Origin of the sequence: Bacillus sp. AY2-1 (genome assembly GCF_008368965.1) — a bacterium.
Lineage (GTDB): Bacteria > Bacillota > Bacilli > Bacillales > Bacillaceae_G > Bacillus_A > Bacillus_A thuringiensis_S.
In genome coordinates this window covers 56,554-72,042 of sequence record NZ_QPEL01000013.1, presented here as the reverse complement: position 1 = coordinate 72,042, position 15,489 = coordinate 56,554, and the positions used below count along the sequence as shown (strand labels likewise).

Below are 15,489 nucleotides of genomic sequence, written 5' to 3'. Positions count from 1 at the left end.
GTAAAAAAGGTTTCAGCTTATAGTAAGCTGAAACCTTTTTTACTATGCTGTAGGTAAGACATAAAAGAGTACACAAAAGAACATCATCGCACTACCACCTAAAACGAACAGGTGCCATATGGCATGGTTGAAAGGTAGCTTTTCCCAAAGGAAGAATATAGCTCCGACAGAATATAAAATTCCGCCCGCTAAAAGTAGTGAAAAACCATGTCCAGTTAGATTTTCATAAAGTGGTTTAATGGCAACGATTATGAGCCAGCCCATAATGATGTAACATAAAGTTGATGCCTTTATAAAGCGACGTACAAAGAAAATTTTGAAGACGATACCTCCGATTGCAAGTGTCCATATAATAGCAAGTAACGTCCATCCTAATGGGCCACGAAGTGTAATAAGTAGAAAAGGAGTATACGTGCCAGCAATCAATAAGTAAATGGCTGAATGATCTAAAATAGTAAATATTTTTTCAACTCTAGGATGATGGATGCTGTGTAGCAATGTTGAAAACAAGTACAGTAAGAACATGCTTACACCATAAACAGTAAATGCAACTACAGCTGATGCGGTACCGTGCTTAGAAGCATGAATAATCAATATGATTAAGGCAGGGATGCTTAAAATGGCACCGATACCATGTGTAATTGCATTTGCAATTTCTTCTTTTACAAATTGGGTCATTCGTGTCATTTTTTCAGTCATAATGCAAATCCTTTCTACTATCATGAAATAATATGTCATTTCCCTTACCATATCATACACAAGGGCAATAGAAAATGAAATTTGTATAATTGATTATATTTTTGAATTTTTTTGACAAAAGGCAATGGATTTGTTGACGTTTTCAAACTTTTTTGACAAAATAAAATTATGTAATAGTAGGACAAGGAAACTACTAATAAAGGGGATGGGGAAATGTTTTCAAATATTGGCTTTCCAGGGTTAATTTTAATTTTAGTAGCAGTACTCATTTTATTTGGGCCTAAAAAATTGCCGGAAATCGGGAAGGCTTTAGGGGAAACGTTAAAAGAGTTTAAAAAATCAACGAAAGAATTGACAGATGACGCATTTCAAGAAAAGGAAAAGAAAGAAAAAATGTAATGTATTTTCCTTGTAATGGATAAATAAAGTGTGGTGAACGAGTTGGAAGATCGGGAAATGAGCGTAGTAGAACATATTGTTGAGCTTCGAAAAAGAGTAATATATACGGTGTTATCCTTTGTACTATTTTTAATTATCGGATTTACTTTTACAAAGGATATTTATTTTTGGCTTGTAAAAGATTTACCAATGAAATTAACTGTTCTCGGTCCAAGTGATGTATTGTGGATTTTTTTCTCGATTGCTACAGTATTTGCTATCGTTTGTACAATTCCTTTTGCTGCTATACAAATTTGGTTATTTGTAAAACCGGGTTTACATCCAAATGAACAAAAGATGACAATAATGTATATACCGGTATTGTCTATATTATTTATTGCAGGTTTATGTTTTGGATACTTTATTGTAATGCCATTTCTATTTCACTTTTTAACTACGATAGGTAATGAAATGTTTAATACGATGTTTACGACAGAAAAGTATTTTCATTTTGTACTTAATTTAACAGTCCCATTTGCTGTGATTTTTGAATTACCAGTCGTTGTAATGTTTTTAACTAGTATTGGAATACTTACGGCGGAATTTTTAATAAAAATAAGAAGATATGCTTACGTAGCACTGATTATCATTGCATCTTGTATATCACCGCCTGACTTTTTATCTCATAGTTTAGTTGCGGTGCCGCTTATTTGTATTTATGAAGTAAGTATTGCTTTATCAAAGGTTGTTAGTAAGAGGAAAAAGAAAAGAGAAGAAATGCAGTCGAAAAGTGCCTCGTTATAAAGGCACTTTTTTATTTATTGGTTATACTATAGCTATAAACGTATACAATATATAGAAGAAAAAAATTATAGAATCTCCAAAATTTAGACAAACTTTGCGCTTTTATAAGCTTATACTAAATGTATTAAACAATTGATGGATAATGAGATTCCCGTCTCGGAGATATTTAGGATGGGAAGATGGATTAGGTGGAGATGAATAGAGTATAAATCTTCTAGCCATAAGGACTACAGAAATCATATAAGTCTGATTTTACTCCACTTTAAACAACGTGTTACAACGCAAAGTAGAGGAAGTTCAAAAATCCAATGAAAAAGAGGATTGATATTGTGATTACGAAAAGTTTTTATTTCACTCATTCAACAGGGGATTGTATTAAAATATTCGAAATCCCTGTCCTACAGGCGCAGCATCCATTATCGTTTCTAATTCAGTCTCGTCTTCAATTATTTATTGCAAAAATTCAAAAACAAAAACATCCAAGATTTGCATATTCTTTCCGTGAATATTTACAAAATTGTTTGAAGTGGAATGATTATTTAAATGTATATAAAACAAATACTCTTGAAAAAAATGCATGATATAGAGTAGAGACAGGGTTAGGAGCTCTGTCTTTTTCATTTTAGATATAAAAATATAATTAATTTGATGAAATTTCGTTCCAAATTGTTGAAAGCAATGGGAATACTAGTATAATAACAAGGAGAGCGTATTGGAAAGGGAAGAATATAATATGCAAAAAATTAAAATTGTAACAGATTCAACGGCAGATTTATCACAAGAAGTAATCGAGAAGTATGACATTCATGTTCTACCATTATCAATCTCTGTAAATGGACAAACATATTTAGATCGCGTTGATCTACAACCAGATGAATTTATTGAAGAAATGCTTAAATCAGAGGAATTACCAAAAACATCGCAACCAGCAATGGGTACATTTGTAGAAATGTATGACAAGTTAGGTGAAGATGGAAGTGAAGTACTTTCCATTCATATGACAAGTGGAATGAGTGGTACTGTAGCAACTGCAAATAGTGCTGCATCAATGACCGATACAAAAGTAACAGTTGTTGATTCTCAATTTATTACACATGCTTTAGCATATCAAGTAATTGAAGCTGCAAAAATGGCAAATGAAGGGCGCTCACTAGAAGAAATTTTAAAACGTGTAGATGAAGTAAGAAAGAATACTCGTTTATATGTAGTAGTAGATACATTAGAAAACTTAGTGAAGGGTGGACGTATCGGTAAAGGAAAAGCGTTTATCGGTTCGCTGCTTAATATAAAGCCAATTGCTAGTCTTGAAGACGGTGTTTATAATCCTGTAACGAAAGTTCGTAGCCAAGGCCAAATTGTAAAAACATTAGCTAAGTTATTTGAGCAAGATACAGCTGGAAAAGTTGTAAAGGCTGTTGCAATTCCACATGCGAAAGCAATTCCTTTAGCTGAAAGTATGAAAGCGGCGGTTGAAAAAGTGAGTGGGTTTGCTCAATCAGAAATTTTCTATACAACGCCTATAATTAGTACTCATACAGGTCCGGGTGCAATCGGATTTATGTATTTAGCAGAGTAATAAAAAAGCTACTTGAAAATATATTTCAAGTAGCTTTTTTATGTAAATAGAAAGTAAGAAATAAGAAGAGCTATACAGGCACTACCGCTAATGATATAGCGAGTCTGTAAATATCTATTCATAGAAAACACCCTTTATCCCGCAATTTGCGGACAGTAAAACTCCCACCTCAAAATTTAGTTGGAGCAAAGAGGTTAGGTAACGGGCTGTCCGTAAAAGCCTTCACTATAGGATTTTCTATATTATATGTTAGATGTAGAAAATCAGTCGCTACGTTACACATGTAAAGTTTCAATTTTTTCATTTATTTGCTTATCATTTGTTGCGTTACTATAAATAAAAGTTTGGCCTAAAAAGAGTACATGCAGTTGTTCCCATGGTAACATGCGCAAATTCCAATTATTTCGAAGTCTAGTTATTGCTTCACGAGGTGTTTCATCGGCGAGTGCAAATGCTCCGTAATGCATCGGTATAAAATGAGTAGCGTTTAAATCTAAATAAGCTTGCACAGCCTCTTCAGGTGAAACATGAGATACTTTCATAAACCATTCTGGTTCATAAGCGCCAATGGGCATAAGAGCAATATCAATTAAAAAGCGTTCACCAATTTCTTTGAAACCTTGGAAATAGCCACTGTCGCCACAAAAATATATGGTTTCCATAGTCGTTTCATTATCAATAATCCATCCCCCCCAGTGAGACGTATTCATATCAAATAAGAATCTTCTCGTCCAGTGCTGGGCAGGTACGAAGTGAAAAGAAACTTCGTTAATTATCGTACTTTCCCACCATTTATACTCTTCTACATGTTTAAATTTCTTACGAGTAAATAATTTTTTTAATCCGATAGGTACAAGGTATAGAACATCATCATTCAACTGACGAAGAGTTGAAAAATCTAAATGATCATAATGACCATGTGAAATAAGGACAATATCAATTTTAGGTAGTGCTTCTATAGAGAATCCAGGTTCTGTAAGTCTTGGAACTAGCTTTAATTTATTGGCCCATACTGGATCTGTTAATATATTAAGTCCATTCGTTTGGATAAGAAAAGTAGAATGCCCAATCCATGTGACAGTCGTTTTTTTTACATTACTTTGCAAAAATGCACTTTGTTTAACGGGTGATTGTTCTACTAAGAAAGAAAAATCTTTTTTGTTTTGCTTTCGTTCTTTACGCCAGCGTAAAAAAGAGCGAATTGATTTTTTTGTACTAACATTATCCATATTTTCATAGCGCTTTGCCATGAACATCACCTCATTTAAAATCGTTGTATTTGTATTGTACCGAAATGTTGTTAAGGAATACAGTGTAAAACATGGATTAATGTTTAAGGAATTGTTAAAAAATAGGGAAAGGTATTTACAAAAGTAACAATAAAATTAGTTTTATCACTTCTATTTATAGAAATAATAGTAAAAAAATATATTTTGTCTAGTAATTCGCTTGAAATAAAGAAGTAACATACGTAAATTCGTACGATTTCGTGAACAAATGTAGTAAACAATTTTCTCGTAGTGTTAACTTTTGTTATTATAAACATAACCTATTTAAATTTAGGATAGAGAAAAGAGGTTTATAAATGAAGCGTTATCAAAAAATAATTGGTCTTATGGTTGTATTTTGTCTCTTTGTACTTGCTGGATGTAGTGGATCAGGTTCAAAGCTTCGTAAACCATTGAATTGGGATTTAGAAACTTTCCAATTTACAAATCAAGATGGAAAGCAATTTGGTACAAAAGATTTAAAAGGGAAAGTTTGGGTTGCAGATTTTATGTTCACAAATTGTCAAACAGTTTGTCCACCAATGACTGCAAATATGGCCAAGCTGCAAAAGATGGCAAAAGAAGAGAAGATAGACGTTCAGTTTGTTTCATTTAGTGTAGATCCAGACCTTGATAAACCAGAAAATCTGAAAGCATTTATTCAAAAGTTTACAGAGGATACTAGTAACTGGAATTTATTAACGGGATATTCGTTAGAAGATATTACAAAGTTTTCAAAAGATAATTTCCAATCACTTGTAGATAAGCCGGAGAACGGTCAGGTCATGCATGGTACAGCATTTTATTTAATTGATCAAAACGGAAAAGTAATGAAAAAGTATAGTGGCATTAGTAATACGCCATACGAAGACATTATACGTGATATGAAGCGATTAGTGGATTAAAAATAAGGGTGCATAGCACCCTTATTTTTTTTGCATTAGTCTATGGATAAAATGTCATGTTGTTGGGGAAGTTTCGGCGCCCGAATTTCTAATACGCCGTTTTGATAAGAAGCTTTTGCTGCTTTTTTATTAATTGAATACGGCAACTTAATCAATCTTGATGCTTCTGAAATGGAACGTTCTCGGCGATAATAGTTATGGGATGTTTCTTCTTCCTCTTCGAGTATCTCTTCTTTTACAGAGACTTTTAAGTATTCACTTTGTATTTCAATTTGGATTTGCTCTTTTTGTATACCTGGTAGTTCAGCTGTAACAACGAGTTCTTCACCAACTTCATATAAATCTACAGGGAATGTTAATAAACGGTTTCCTTTTTGGAAAAAATGATTTAAATCAGCGATTACATTGCGAAGAGGTGTTTGCTCGAAGAAATCATCAATTTGCTTTAAGTAATTACGAACCGGTGGGCGAGAAGAATCTTTTTTTTCTTCACTCATGGTATTCCCTCCTAGAAATCAATTTGCAATATCATATGACAAAAGCGGAGAAAGGTGAGTGCCTAGTTTTCATGTTTTCATAAAAAATTGTTAAAAATGTGAAATGGAGTGATTTTTTTATAGTTTTTGGTCGCCATATTCAGTTGATTATGCTAGTATAAATAGGGTTGATATAGTAGTATAGAAACAGAATGAAAACCGAAAGAGGGTAAGAAGTATGTGTGGTTTTGTAGGATGTTTATGTGAAAACCCTAGAGAGTTTTCAGAAACAGAAAAACATCAATTTGAAAATATGAACACGATGATTTTCCACCGTGGTCCAGATGACGAAGGATATTTTCGTGATGAACATGTACAATTTGGCTTCCGCCGTTTAAGTATCATTGACTTAGAGGCAGGACATCAGCCGCTAACTTATGAAAATGATCGATATGTAATTATTTTTAATGGTGAAATTTACAACTATGTAGAATTACGTGAAATGTTACTTGAAAAAGGTGCAACGTTTGCAACGCAATCTGATACAGAAGTTATTATTGCATTGTATGCACATATGAAAGAAAAATGTGTAGACTACCTTCGTGGTATGTTTGCATTTATGATTTGGGATCGTGAAGAGAAGAAACTTTTCGGTGCACGTGACCACTTCGGTATTAAACCTCTATACATCGCACAGCAAGGTGATACTACATTCTTCGCATCTGAGAAGAAAAGTATTATGCATGTGATGGAAGATAAAGGCGTTAATCCAACGTCACTACAACATTATTTTACGTACCAATATGGCCCAGAGCCAGAAACATTAACAATTGATGTTAATAAAATCGAGCCTGGTCATTATTTCGTAAAAGAAATCGGTAAAGAGATGGAAATCCATCGCTACTGGAAACCTTATTTCAATGCTTCAAGTGCAACGAAAGAGGAGCATATCCAAGCAATTCGTGATGTACTATATGATTCAGTAAAAGTGCATATGCGTAGTGATGTACCAGTAGGTTCATTCTTATCTGGTGGTATCGATTCATCTATCATCGCTTCTATCGCAAGAGAAATGAATCCAAATCTTTTAACATTCTCTGTTGGTTTTGAGCAACGTGGTTTCAGTGAAGTTGATGTTGCAAAAGAAACTGCTGAGAAATTAGGCGTTAAAAACCATAACGTATTCATTTCAGCGAAAGAATTTATGGATGAGTTCCCAAAAATCATTTGGCATATGGATGATCCTTTAGCTGATCCAGCAGCTGTACCATTGTACTTCGTTGCTAAAGAAGCACGTAAACATGTAACAGTTGTTCTTTCAGGTGAAGGCGCAGACGAGCTATTTGGTGGTTATAACATTTACCGTGAGCCAAACTCACTAAAAATGTTCTCTTACATTCCTAGCCCAGGTAAGAGTGTTCTAAAAGCATTGAGTGGTGCTCTTAAAGAAGGATTTAAAGGTAAGAGCTTCCTAGAGCGTGGATGTACACCAATTGAAGAGCGTTACTATGGAAATGCGAAAATCTTCCGTGAAGAAGAAAAAGCTGAATTAATGAAGTATTACAATGAAAGTGTTAACTATATGGATATCACGAAACCATTGTATAACGAGATTAAAGATTATGATGATGTAAGTAAAATGCAGTACATTGACATGTTCACATGGTTACGCGGTGACATTTTATTAAAAGCTGATAAAATGACAATGGCAAACTCATTAGAACTTCGTGTACCGTTCTTAGATAAAGAAGTATTCGATGTTGCATCTAAAATTCCAACTGAACTTAAGATTGCTAACGGAACTACGAAAGCTATTTTACGTGAAGCAGCACGCGGAATCGTTCCAGATCACGTATTAGATCGTAAAAAACTTGGATTCCCAGTACCAATTCGTCACTGGTTAAAAGACGAAATGCATGATTGGGCTATAAATATTATAAACGAAAGTAAGACAGAGCATTTAATCGACAAACAGTATGTATTAAACTTACTGGAAGCACATTGTGCAGATAAAGGCGATTATAGCCGTAAAATTTGGACTGTACTTGCGTTTATGGTATGGCACCAAATTTATGTTGAGCATAAATACGATACGAACAAGTTCCATGAAGAAACAAAACGTGCGTATAGCTTAGTGTAATTAGAAAAACCTTAAGATCGCATACGGTCTTAAGGTTTTTTTTCATAAATAGGAAGTATTATTGATACAATAATAGTAAAAGGATGGACAACATATGATTACGTTTGAGAAAGTTACTATAGAAAATGAAAGCGTTGTTAAAGAAATGTTTAAATCGCATAGTTTAGGTGAGAAAAAGGTACAGTATTGTGTGAAAGTTGATGATACATATATTGGTGTAATAGATTATAGTGTTCAAGAGGAACGAGCTGTTTTATCACAGCTAATTATTCATTTTGATTACCAAGGTTATGGTTATGGTACAAATACGTATTTTACATTTGAAGAAATGATGAAACAAAGAAATGTGAAAGAAATAAAAGTGCTACAAGAGGAATTAACAGAAAAAGCGCATTCTTTCATAGAGAGTTTTGGCTTTACTTCAGAAGATGGAGCGTATGTGAAGAAAATATAACGATGATTATTTATGCGATACAATAAATATAAGGCAGGTGGATGTATGACAATGACTTCTGGTCTTGTATTAATTGGAGGGTGCTTTATAGTAGCAGAACTATGTCATATAATCATTCGGAAAAGAATGATTAAGAAAAGAAAGCCGTATGAATTACAATACGTCCCTGTCTTTTTCATTATATTTTGTATGCTTAGTACATTACAAAATATAATGAACTTTCCACCACTTGTGAATGTTTTTTTAAAGTTCGGTTTACTTTATAGTGGTGTTGGAATAGTACTTTTATTTATTTTATTTTGCATACGTTATATTCACTATCAATCGTATATATTTATTTTAAATTGGTTAAAGCAAGATGATAGAAACCGCCTTACATAAGGCGGTTTTTTTATTTGTGATTGTAACAGAACTTGTACATTTCACATAAAATAGGACGAGTAGCAATGCTAACATATTACAAGAAAGGGGCGGGGTAGTAAAATGAAACTTGTTATAGACGCAGGGCACGGTGGATATGATTCTGGTGCTGTTGGTAATGGCTTAGTAGAAAAAAACTTAACGCTTCAAATTGCTAGACGCGTTCGAGATATTTTAACGGTAAATTACCCAATTACAATTAAAATGACACGTGATAGTGACGTGTTTATTTCCTTATCGGAACGTGCTAATATTGCTAATGCTTTTGGTGCGGATTATTTTATTTCATTTCATATTAATAGCGGCGGGGGTACAGGTTTTGAAAGCTATATTTATAATGCGTTATCCAACAGCAGCACTGCATATGCAAAGCAACAAAAGATGCATACAGCAGTAAATCCTGTATTAACAAAATACGGTCTTCGTGATCGAGGAGCAAAAAAAGAAAATTATGCGGTATTAAGAGAAACCGCAATGGATGCAATTTTAACTGAGACTGCCTTTATTGATACAACGTTTGATGCAAATTTATTAAAGAATCCACAATTTATTGAAGATCTAAGTCAAGCGTATGCAAATGGAATAGCGGCTATTTTTGGAGTAGCTCCAAATCCACAACCTCCAAACCCACAACCGACACCTCAAACGAAGGGAATCGCTTATATCCTTGGGAAAAATGTAAATTTAAGAAATGGTCCATCAACTTCTTCCTCAGTTATTCGTCAATTAAATTCTCCAGAATCTTACGTTGTATATCAGGAAAGTAACGGATGGTTAGATTTGGGGAATGGACAATGGGTGTATAATGATCCTTCTTACATTAATTTTGTAAAGACAAGCAATAGTGATGGAAGTCCGATTGGGGTTGCATATATACAAGGGATGAATGTAAATTTAAGAAGTGGTCCATCAACTACATCTGCAGTTATCCGTCAATTAAATCCTCCAGAATCTTATTTAGTATATATAAATGAAAATGGCTGGTTAAACCTTGGTGGAAATCAGTGGGTATATAATGATCCATCGTATATTAAGTATACTCAATATTAGGAATTAAAATGATAATGCAATATGGATGCGTATCTTTGTTATGTATAACTCAGATACGCATTGTAATAACAACATAAATTTTCATACTTATACACTATATGTTAAAAAGAAACATTAGAAAAGCCAATAGAATCGAAATGGTATATATTAAAAAAGTTTTCTGATATACATTGACAATGTATGTAGTATACATTAATCTTTAATTGTTAATGATAATCGATTTCATCTAGGGAGGACATATGATACATACTAAAAAACTAATTATGTTCTGCATTATGATACTCATGGTTGTAATTGCAGGATGTAGTAAAGAAGAGAAAAAAGAAAATGATATATCAGCTAAAGCAAAAGATTCATATACGGTCAAGCATGCAATGGGCGAAACGACAGTAAATGGTACACCTAAAAAAGTTGTTGTTTTAACAAATGAAGGTGCAGAGGCTCTCCTAGCTATGGGCGTAACGCCAGTGGGGACTACGAAACCACGTGCTGGTGATGAATGGTACCCTCATGTAGCGAAAGAATTAAAAAATACGGAAGTTGTAGGAACTGAACGTGATATTAATTTAGAAGCAGTAATGAAGCTTAAGCCAGATTTAATTATCGGAAATAAAATGCGTCACGAAAAAATATATGATCAGCTAAAAGAAATCGCACCAACTGTTTATGCAGAAACATTACGCGGTGATTGGAAAGAAAACTTTACGCTTTATACAAAAGCTGTAAATAAAGAAAAAGAAGGGCAAAAAGCTCTTGATGATTATAAAAAACGTATTGAAGGAATGAAAGAGAAGTTAGGCGATAAATTGAATTCTAAAGTTTCTATTATTCGTTTCGTGCCAGGTGATGTTCGTATTTATCAAAAAAACTCATTCTCGGGAGTTGTTTTAAATGATATTGGATTTAAACGACCACCATTACAAGATAAAGATGATTTTGCGATAAAAGGAATTACAAAAGAGCAAATTCCAAATATGGACGGGGACTACTTATTTTATTTCACGTCTGATAAAGATGCAGATAAGAATAATGAAGGAAATTCGTTAGCAAAGGAATGGACAGAAGATCCACTCTTTAAGCAACTACAGGCTTCTAAAAATAATAAAGTATTCCAAGTGGATGAAGTAATCTGGAATACAGCAGGCGGTATTAAAGCTGCGAATCTTATGTTAGATGATATTGAAAAATATTTCCTTAAATAAATGATAAAATACATCACTTTTACGAAGTGATGTATTTTTTGTTCGTGAAAATACAGAAAATTCCTTCTTTAAGGGTGACATAAGTTGTACAATAAAATCAATCATGTGATAAAGGAGTGGGGAAGAATGAAAGCTACTCATAAAGAGTGGATCTTGTTTAATGGGAGAATGATTAATACGAAGGAAGAACAGCCGATGGTCGCATTAGAAGAGCGCGGCTTCCAATTTGGTGATGGTATTTATGAAGTATTTAGACTATACGATGGCAAGCCTCATTTATTAGATTTACATTTGGAACGATTCTTTAACTCTATGGCAGAAATAAAACTAATTCCACCATTTACGAAGGAAGAATTAGTGGAAGAGTTACATCAAATGATTGAAAAAAATCAATTTCAAGAAGATGGGAATGTATATTTACAAATATCAAGAGGTGCACAACCACGCAATCATGTATATGAATCAGATTTACAACCGACATATTTTGCAAATCTTGTTTCGTTCCCAAGACCAGTTGCTTCAATGAAGGCAGGGATTAAGGTAACGGTAGAAGAGGACATCAGGTGGAAGTTTTGCCATATAAAATCATTAAATCTTTTACCAAATATCATGATTAAAAATAAAATAAATGAACAAGGGTATCAAGAAGCAATATTAGTACGAGATGGCATTGTGACTGAAGGGTGTCATTCGAATTTCTTTATGGTGAAAAATAATAAATTGATTACACATCCGGCTGACAATTTCATTCTACAGGGCATTACGCGGCACTATGTTATTACATTAGCGAAAGAGTTACATATCGAAGTAGAGGAACGAGAGTTTTCATTACAAGAAGTATATGAGGCTGATGAGTGCTTCTTTACAGCGACGCCGCTTGAAATATTCCCAGTCGTTCAAATTGGTGATGAACAGTTTGGAAACGGCGAAAGAGGACCAATTACAAAGAAACTCCAAGTGGCATATGAAGAAAGTATTAGATTGTTTAAAGTTATGAACTAATATTGAAGAAAAAAGCTGATATTCCTTCAGCTTTTTTTCATGATATAATTCAAGCGTAGGACAAGATTTGAAAACGCTGTAAAAAGGGGATTTAATGTATGAATTATGAAGGTTTTAAAGAAGTAATTCACGGAAGACGAAGTGTTAGAAAGTTCACAGAACAAGAAGTATCTACTAATGATATAAAAGAAATAATTGATTGTGCTCGTTATGCACCGAGCGATACGAACTCACAAACGTGGGAATTCTTGGTCATTATGAACCGAGAGAAGATTAAAGAAATTGAACAAATGACATGGGATGCTTTACATAAACTTGCGGCAAAAGCAACAGATAATGGAGAAGAGAAAGCAGGGAAATTACTTACGCGTTCTTTCGGACCATATGCGACAGCTTTCTCTGAGGCACCAGTATTAATCGTATGCTTGGCAACACCATATGAATCAAAGTTTCGTGAAAAGATATTTGATCCCATTGCTTTTGTTCCAGATTCAGTTTGGGAAGAAGAAGGGATTAAGAGTAGCTGTTTAGCGGCACAAAACTTAATGTTAGCTGCACATGCAAAGGGACTTGGTACTTGTCCAATGACAGGGCCAGTATTGCTAGCTCAAGATGAACTGCGCCAATATTTACAAATTGAGCCTGAAAAACAAATAAATATGGTTATTTCACTCGGATTTCCGAAAGATAAGCCAAAAAAACTTCCAAGAAAAGAAGTAGAAGAAATCACAACATTTGTTTTTTAAAGTGCAAAATAAAAAGACATTGGACATATCAATGTCTTTTTATTTTGGAGCGGGTATTATATCGATTTGTTGGGCTAAAATGATAAATAAGAAGGAATTACTATTTATTTCATAAAAAAAATTAATGTTCTATTAAGGAAAGTATGATACATTAATCGTGAGCATGCTTCTATATGTTCATAAAAGTTTTAAAAGTTATTTTTGTATAATAAATTATAATCAAATGACAGGGGGGATGAACTTTGAAAAAATTCATAATCACTGGATTGTCTGTATTGTTATTAGTAGGTTGCGGTGCTCCACAGGAAAAAGAGGACGCGCAATCAAAACAGGAAGAACAAGTTGTAAACGCAAGTGATGAGAATATGGTTGTATTTCCTGAAGGCGCAATGTCAATTGGAGAAGGGAAAGTAAAAGTTATTACTCCAGATGGTACTTCTGAAAATGGAAATATACCGACTGTATTCATCAAAAAGGATACTTTAATTCAGCAAGTTGAATTAGAACTTTCTAATTTTCAAAGTGATAAAGAAACATTCATATTTGTAGATCAAATGTATACAGATAAACATCAAGTAACTAGTACAACACAGACAACAGTACAATTAAAAGAAAAGACGCTGGAAACAGGTAGTCATACAATTACTGCAGTTCAGTATGAAAACAATGACCCGAAAGGAAAGGTTATTAGTTTTAATCAAGCAACATTTGAGACAAAGCCTGCGTCTTAATCAGAATAAAAAGTACATTACTCAAAAAAGTAGTGTGCTTTTTTGTTTGGATGGAATGGTGTAATAGGGAATAATTTATTTCGTTTTCTAGTACGATTAAGCAGTAAGGAATCACTTGTTACTACTATGATGGAGAAAAAGGTTGAAGGTATGAATCGATATGTTCGTATCTTCTTGATTAGTATAATCATGTCAGTAATTTGGGTTACTATACAAGACGTTAATCAACTTACGTTTAATTATCAAACTTATGACTTGTTAATGGGAAGTATATGTTTTGTCATTGTGTGCCTGTTTTATGATAAACTTTGATTAAGATAAGTTTTACAAGAAAAATGTAGGTATTTCATTTGAAATGTCGAATAGTACATACGATGTCGTAATAACAAATTTTCTATTGTTTACTGTGAAACAGGAGAAGGGGAGATAGTAGTTATGAAACGAGCTCTTATTAATATTGATTATACATATGATTTTGTAGCGGAAAAAGGCGCTTTAACTTGCGGAAAACCAGGTCAAGAAATCGAACAGGAAATTGTACATATAACGAAGCAATATATTGAAAATGGAGATTACGTAGTGTTTGCAATTGATAAACATGAAGAAAATGATGAATATCATCCCGAAACGAAATTATTCCCTCCTCATAATATAGCAGGTACAAATGGTAGAGACTTATTCGGTGAGTTACAAGAAGTATACGAAACATATAAAAATGCTGAGAATGTATATTATATGGATAAAACGCGATACAGTGCGTTTGCTGGAACAGATTTAGAGATGAAGTTAAGAGAAAGAGGAATAGAAGAAGTTCATCTTGTAGGTGTTTGTACTGATATTTGCGTTCTTCATACAGCAGTAGATGCGTATAATAAAGGATTTAAAATTGTTGTTTATGAAAAGGCAGTTGCATCTTTTAATGCGCAAGGGCATGAATTTGCACTTGGACATTTTAAATCTTGTTTACATGCAGAAGTGAAATGAAAAAGAGGCCTTTAAAAAGGTCTCTTTTTTGCGTTTAAACCGAGACGACATTTTGCTCAATTAATTTTTTTATGAATGGACTAATATTTTGTGGTAGCTCATTTAAATTAAAAAACTGTACATGTAATGATTCGACTCGATCAGCTTGTAGCGAGCCACCTGTAATATCTTTGCAAAGGTAAGCGATTGCCATAGGGTAAAATTCATCTCCGTTCGGTAATTTCACAAAAAATTCTTTACCTGAAAATACACTTACTAGCTGAAGTGTACCAATTTCAATTCCTGTTTCTTCAAGTACTTCTCGTCTTCCAGCTTCTTCTGTAGATTCACCAAGTTCCACAAAACCTCCTGGGACACCCCACATGCCATTTCGCCTTTGTTGTAGTAATATTTGTCCTTGTTCATTGAAAACAGCTACCGCAACGCCTGCTAAATTGAGTGGCCTTGATCCAACAACTTCTCTTAGTTCTTCAATATATCCCATTGGTTGTAACCTCCGTGAGTAATAATATTTTCAAATGAACTATTCGATATAATGTAAATGTTTTCCTTTTGTTGAGATGAGTAGTGTAGTTTTAAAGTAAAGTCATAAAAAATTTCAATTGCCAGCTCCCTTTAGGTTATGAAAAAGGGTATATTTATAGAAGAATGTCT

At 33.6% G+C, this 15,489-nt stretch carries 18 protein-coding genes; 14 read left to right on the top strand and 4 right to left on the bottom strand.

All coding sequences use genetic code 11. The features are described 5' to 3' along the window. Nucleotides 1-42 precede the first annotated feature (42 nt). Nucleotides 43-699 (bottom strand): PAQR family membrane homeostasis protein TrhA, encoded by a 657-nt coding sequence (trhA, locus tag DN403_RS02450; RefSeq protein ID WP_000136899.1) that lies wholly within the window; start codon nucleotides 697-699, stop codon nucleotides 43-45. Nucleotides 700-912: 213 nt separating this feature from the next. Between trhA and DN403_RS02445 the strand changes: the two genes are divergently transcribed. From DN403_RS02445 to DN403_RS02430, 4 genes are all read left to right on the top strand, one after another. Beyond that, nucleotides 913-1,098, top strand: a complete 186-nt coding sequence (locus DN403_RS02445; RefSeq protein WP_000492443.1) for a twin-arginine translocase TatA/TatE family subunit — start codon at nucleotides 913-915, stop codon at nucleotides 1,096-1,098. A 57-nt stretch (nucleotides 1,099-1,155) separates the two neighbouring features. Continuing rightward, on the top strand, nucleotides 1,156-1,881 hold the full coding sequence (tatC, locus tag DN403_RS02440) for a twin-arginine translocase subunit TatC (protein WP_000117643.1): 726 nt from the start codon (nucleotides 1,156-1,158) through the stop codon (nucleotides 1,879-1,881). A gap of 329 nt (nucleotides 1,882-2,210) precedes the next feature. Beyond that, nucleotides 2,211-2,462 carry a DUF2535 family protein gene (locus tag DN403_RS02435; RefSeq protein ID WP_000629010.1) on the top strand — a complete coding sequence of 84 codons (252 nt, stop codon included), beginning with the start codon at nucleotides 2,211-2,213 and terminating at the stop codon, nucleotides 2,460-2,462. A gap of 152 nt (nucleotides 2,463-2,614) precedes the next feature. Next, a complete protein-coding gene (locus DN403_RS02430; RefSeq protein ID WP_021036079.1) occupies nucleotides 2,615-3,457 on the top strand; it encodes a DegV family protein in 843 nt (280 codons plus the stop codon). 275 nt (nucleotides 3,458-3,732) lie between these two features. On the opposite strand, the gene DN403_RS02425 is transcribed toward DN403_RS02430, so the two are convergent. Further along, a complete protein-coding gene (locus DN403_RS02425) occupies nucleotides 3,733-4,707 on the bottom strand; it encodes an MBL fold metallo-hydrolase (RefSeq protein ID WP_142398788.1) in 975 nt (324 codons plus the stop codon). A 335-nt stretch (nucleotides 4,708-5,042) separates the two neighbouring features. On the opposite strand from DN403_RS02425, the gene DN403_RS02420 reads away from it, so the two are divergent. Beyond that, on the top strand, nucleotides 5,043-5,630 hold the full coding sequence (locus tag DN403_RS02420; protein ID WP_149185289.1) for an SCO family protein: 588 nt from the start codon (nucleotides 5,043-5,045) through the stop codon (nucleotides 5,628-5,630). A 35-nt stretch (nucleotides 5,631-5,665) separates the two neighbouring features. Here DN403_RS02420 and DN403_RS02415 read toward each other — a convergent pair whose 3' ends face one another. Further along, a complete protein-coding gene (locus tag DN403_RS02415) occupies nucleotides 5,666-6,127 on the bottom strand; it encodes an Hsp20/alpha crystallin family protein (RefSeq protein ID WP_001288086.1) in 462 nt (153 codons plus the stop codon). Nucleotides 6,128-6,344: 217 nt separating this feature from the next. Here DN403_RS02415 and asnB point away from each other — a divergent pair, with 217 nt between their 5' ends. The 9 genes from asnB (at nucleotide 6,345) to DN403_RS02365 (ending at nucleotide 14,835) form a co-directional block, all read left to right on the top strand. Then, a complete protein-coding gene (gene asnB, locus DN403_RS02410; RefSeq protein ID WP_000333819.1) occupies nucleotides 6,345-8,246 on the top strand; it encodes an asparagine synthase (glutamine-hydrolyzing) in 1,902 nt (633 codons plus the stop codon). Between the two features lie 94 nt (nucleotides 8,247-8,340). After that, nucleotides 8,341-8,700, top strand: a complete 360-nt coding sequence (locus DN403_RS02405) for a GNAT family N-acetyltransferase (RefSeq protein ID WP_000627501.1) — start codon at nucleotides 8,341-8,343, stop codon at nucleotides 8,698-8,700. Between the two features lie 51 nt (nucleotides 8,701-8,751). After that, nucleotides 8,752-9,081 (top strand): hypothetical protein, encoded by a 330-nt coding sequence (locus DN403_RS02400; RefSeq protein ID WP_000200457.1) that lies wholly within the window; start codon nucleotides 8,752-8,754, stop codon nucleotides 9,079-9,081. 102 nt (nucleotides 9,082-9,183) lie between these two features. After that, nucleotides 9,184-10,170, top strand: a complete 987-nt coding sequence (locus tag DN403_RS02395) for an N-acetylmuramoyl-L-alanine amidase (RefSeq protein ID WP_000779884.1) — start codon at nucleotides 9,184-9,186, stop codon at nucleotides 10,168-10,170. 239 nt (nucleotides 10,171-10,409) lie between these two features. Beyond that, nucleotides 10,410-11,372 (top strand): ABC transporter substrate-binding protein, encoded by a 963-nt coding sequence (locus DN403_RS02390; protein ID WP_149185288.1) that lies wholly within the window; start codon nucleotides 10,410-10,412, stop codon nucleotides 11,370-11,372. A 126-nt stretch (nucleotides 11,373-11,498) separates the two neighbouring features. After that, on the top strand, nucleotides 11,499-12,374 hold the full coding sequence (gene dat, locus DN403_RS02385; RefSeq protein ID WP_000648395.1) for a D-amino-acid transaminase: 876 nt from the start codon (nucleotides 11,499-11,501) through the stop codon (nucleotides 12,372-12,374). A 98-nt stretch (nucleotides 12,375-12,472) separates the two neighbouring features. Further along, entirely contained in the window at nucleotides 12,473-13,120 is a 648-nt protein-coding gene (locus DN403_RS02380) for a nitroreductase family protein (protein ID WP_001105348.1), read from the top strand. 242 nt (nucleotides 13,121-13,362) lie between these two features. Continuing rightward, nucleotides 13,363-13,851 (top strand): putative periplasmic lipoprotein, encoded by a 489-nt coding sequence (locus DN403_RS02375; protein WP_000713494.1) that lies wholly within the window; start codon nucleotides 13,363-13,365, stop codon nucleotides 13,849-13,851. Nucleotides 13,852-14,286: 435 nt separating this feature from the next. Continuing rightward, complete coding sequence (locus tag DN403_RS02365) at nucleotides 14,287-14,835, top strand: cysteine hydrolase family protein (RefSeq protein ID WP_000816792.1); 549 nt, start codon at nucleotides 14,287-14,289, stop codon at nucleotides 14,833-14,835. 34 nt (nucleotides 14,836-14,869) lie between these two features. On the opposite strand, the gene DN403_RS02360 is transcribed toward DN403_RS02365, so the two are convergent. Continuing rightward, nucleotides 14,870-15,319 carry an NUDIX hydrolase gene (locus DN403_RS02360; RefSeq protein WP_149185287.1) on the bottom strand — a complete coding sequence of 150 codons (450 nt, stop codon included), beginning with the start codon at nucleotides 15,317-15,319 and terminating at the stop codon, nucleotides 14,870-14,872. Nucleotides 15,320-15,489 lie beyond the last annotated feature (170 nt).

Excerpts from the sequence above, each read along its gene's own strand:
- trhA (WP_000136899.1), bottom strand. The coding sequence starts at position 699 with ATGACTGAAAAAATGACACGAATGACCCAATTTGTAAAAGAAGAAATT.
- DN403_RS02445 (WP_000492443.1), top strand. The coding sequence starts at position 913 with ATGTTTTCAAATATTGGCTTTCCAGGGTTAATTTTAATTTTAGTAGCA.
- tatC (WP_000117643.1), top strand. The coding sequence starts at position 1,156 with ATGAGCGTAGTAGAACATATTGTTGAGCTTCGAAAAAGAGTAATATAT.
- DN403_RS02430 (WP_021036079.1), top strand. The coding sequence starts at position 2,615 with ATGCAAAAAATTAAAATTGTAACAGATTCAACGGCAGATTTATCACAA.
- DN403_RS02425 (WP_142398788.1), bottom strand. The coding sequence starts at position 4,707 with ATGGCAAAGCGCTATGAAAATATGGATAATGTTAGTACAAAAAAATCA.
- DN403_RS02420 (WP_149185289.1), top strand. The coding sequence starts at position 5,043 with ATGAAGCGTTATCAAAAAATAATTGGTCTTATGGTTGTATTTTGTCTC.
- DN403_RS02415 (WP_001288086.1), bottom strand. The coding sequence starts at position 6,127 with ATGAGTGAAGAAAAAAAAGATTCTTCTCGCCCACCGGTTCGTAATTAC.
- asnB (WP_000333819.1), top strand. The coding sequence starts at position 6,345 with ATGTGTGGTTTTGTAGGATGTTTATGTGAAAACCCTAGAGAGTTTTCA.
- DN403_RS02405 (WP_000627501.1), top strand. The coding sequence starts at position 8,341 with ATGATTACGTTTGAGAAAGTTACTATAGAAAATGAAAGCGTTGTTAAA.
- DN403_RS02400 (WP_000200457.1), top strand. The coding sequence starts at position 8,752 with ATGACTTCTGGTCTTGTATTAATTGGAGGGTGCTTTATAGTAGCAGAA.
- DN403_RS02395 (WP_000779884.1), top strand. The coding sequence starts at position 9,184 with ATGAAACTTGTTATAGACGCAGGGCACGGTGGATATGATTCTGGTGCT.
- DN403_RS02390 (WP_149185288.1), top strand. The coding sequence starts at position 10,410 with ATGATACATACTAAAAAACTAATTATGTTCTGCATTATGATACTCATG.
- dat (WP_000648395.1), top strand. The coding sequence starts at position 11,499 with ATGAAAGCTACTCATAAAGAGTGGATCTTGTTTAATGGGAGAATGATT.
- DN403_RS02380 (WP_001105348.1), top strand. The coding sequence starts at position 12,473 with ATGAATTATGAAGGTTTTAAAGAAGTAATTCACGGAAGACGAAGTGTT.
- DN403_RS02365 (WP_000816792.1), top strand. The coding sequence starts at position 14,287 with ATGAAACGAGCTCTTATTAATATTGATTATACATATGATTTTGTAGCG.
- DN403_RS02360 (WP_149185287.1), bottom strand. The coding sequence starts at position 15,319 with ATGGGATATATTGAAGAACTAAGAGAAGTTGTTGGATCAAGGCCACTC.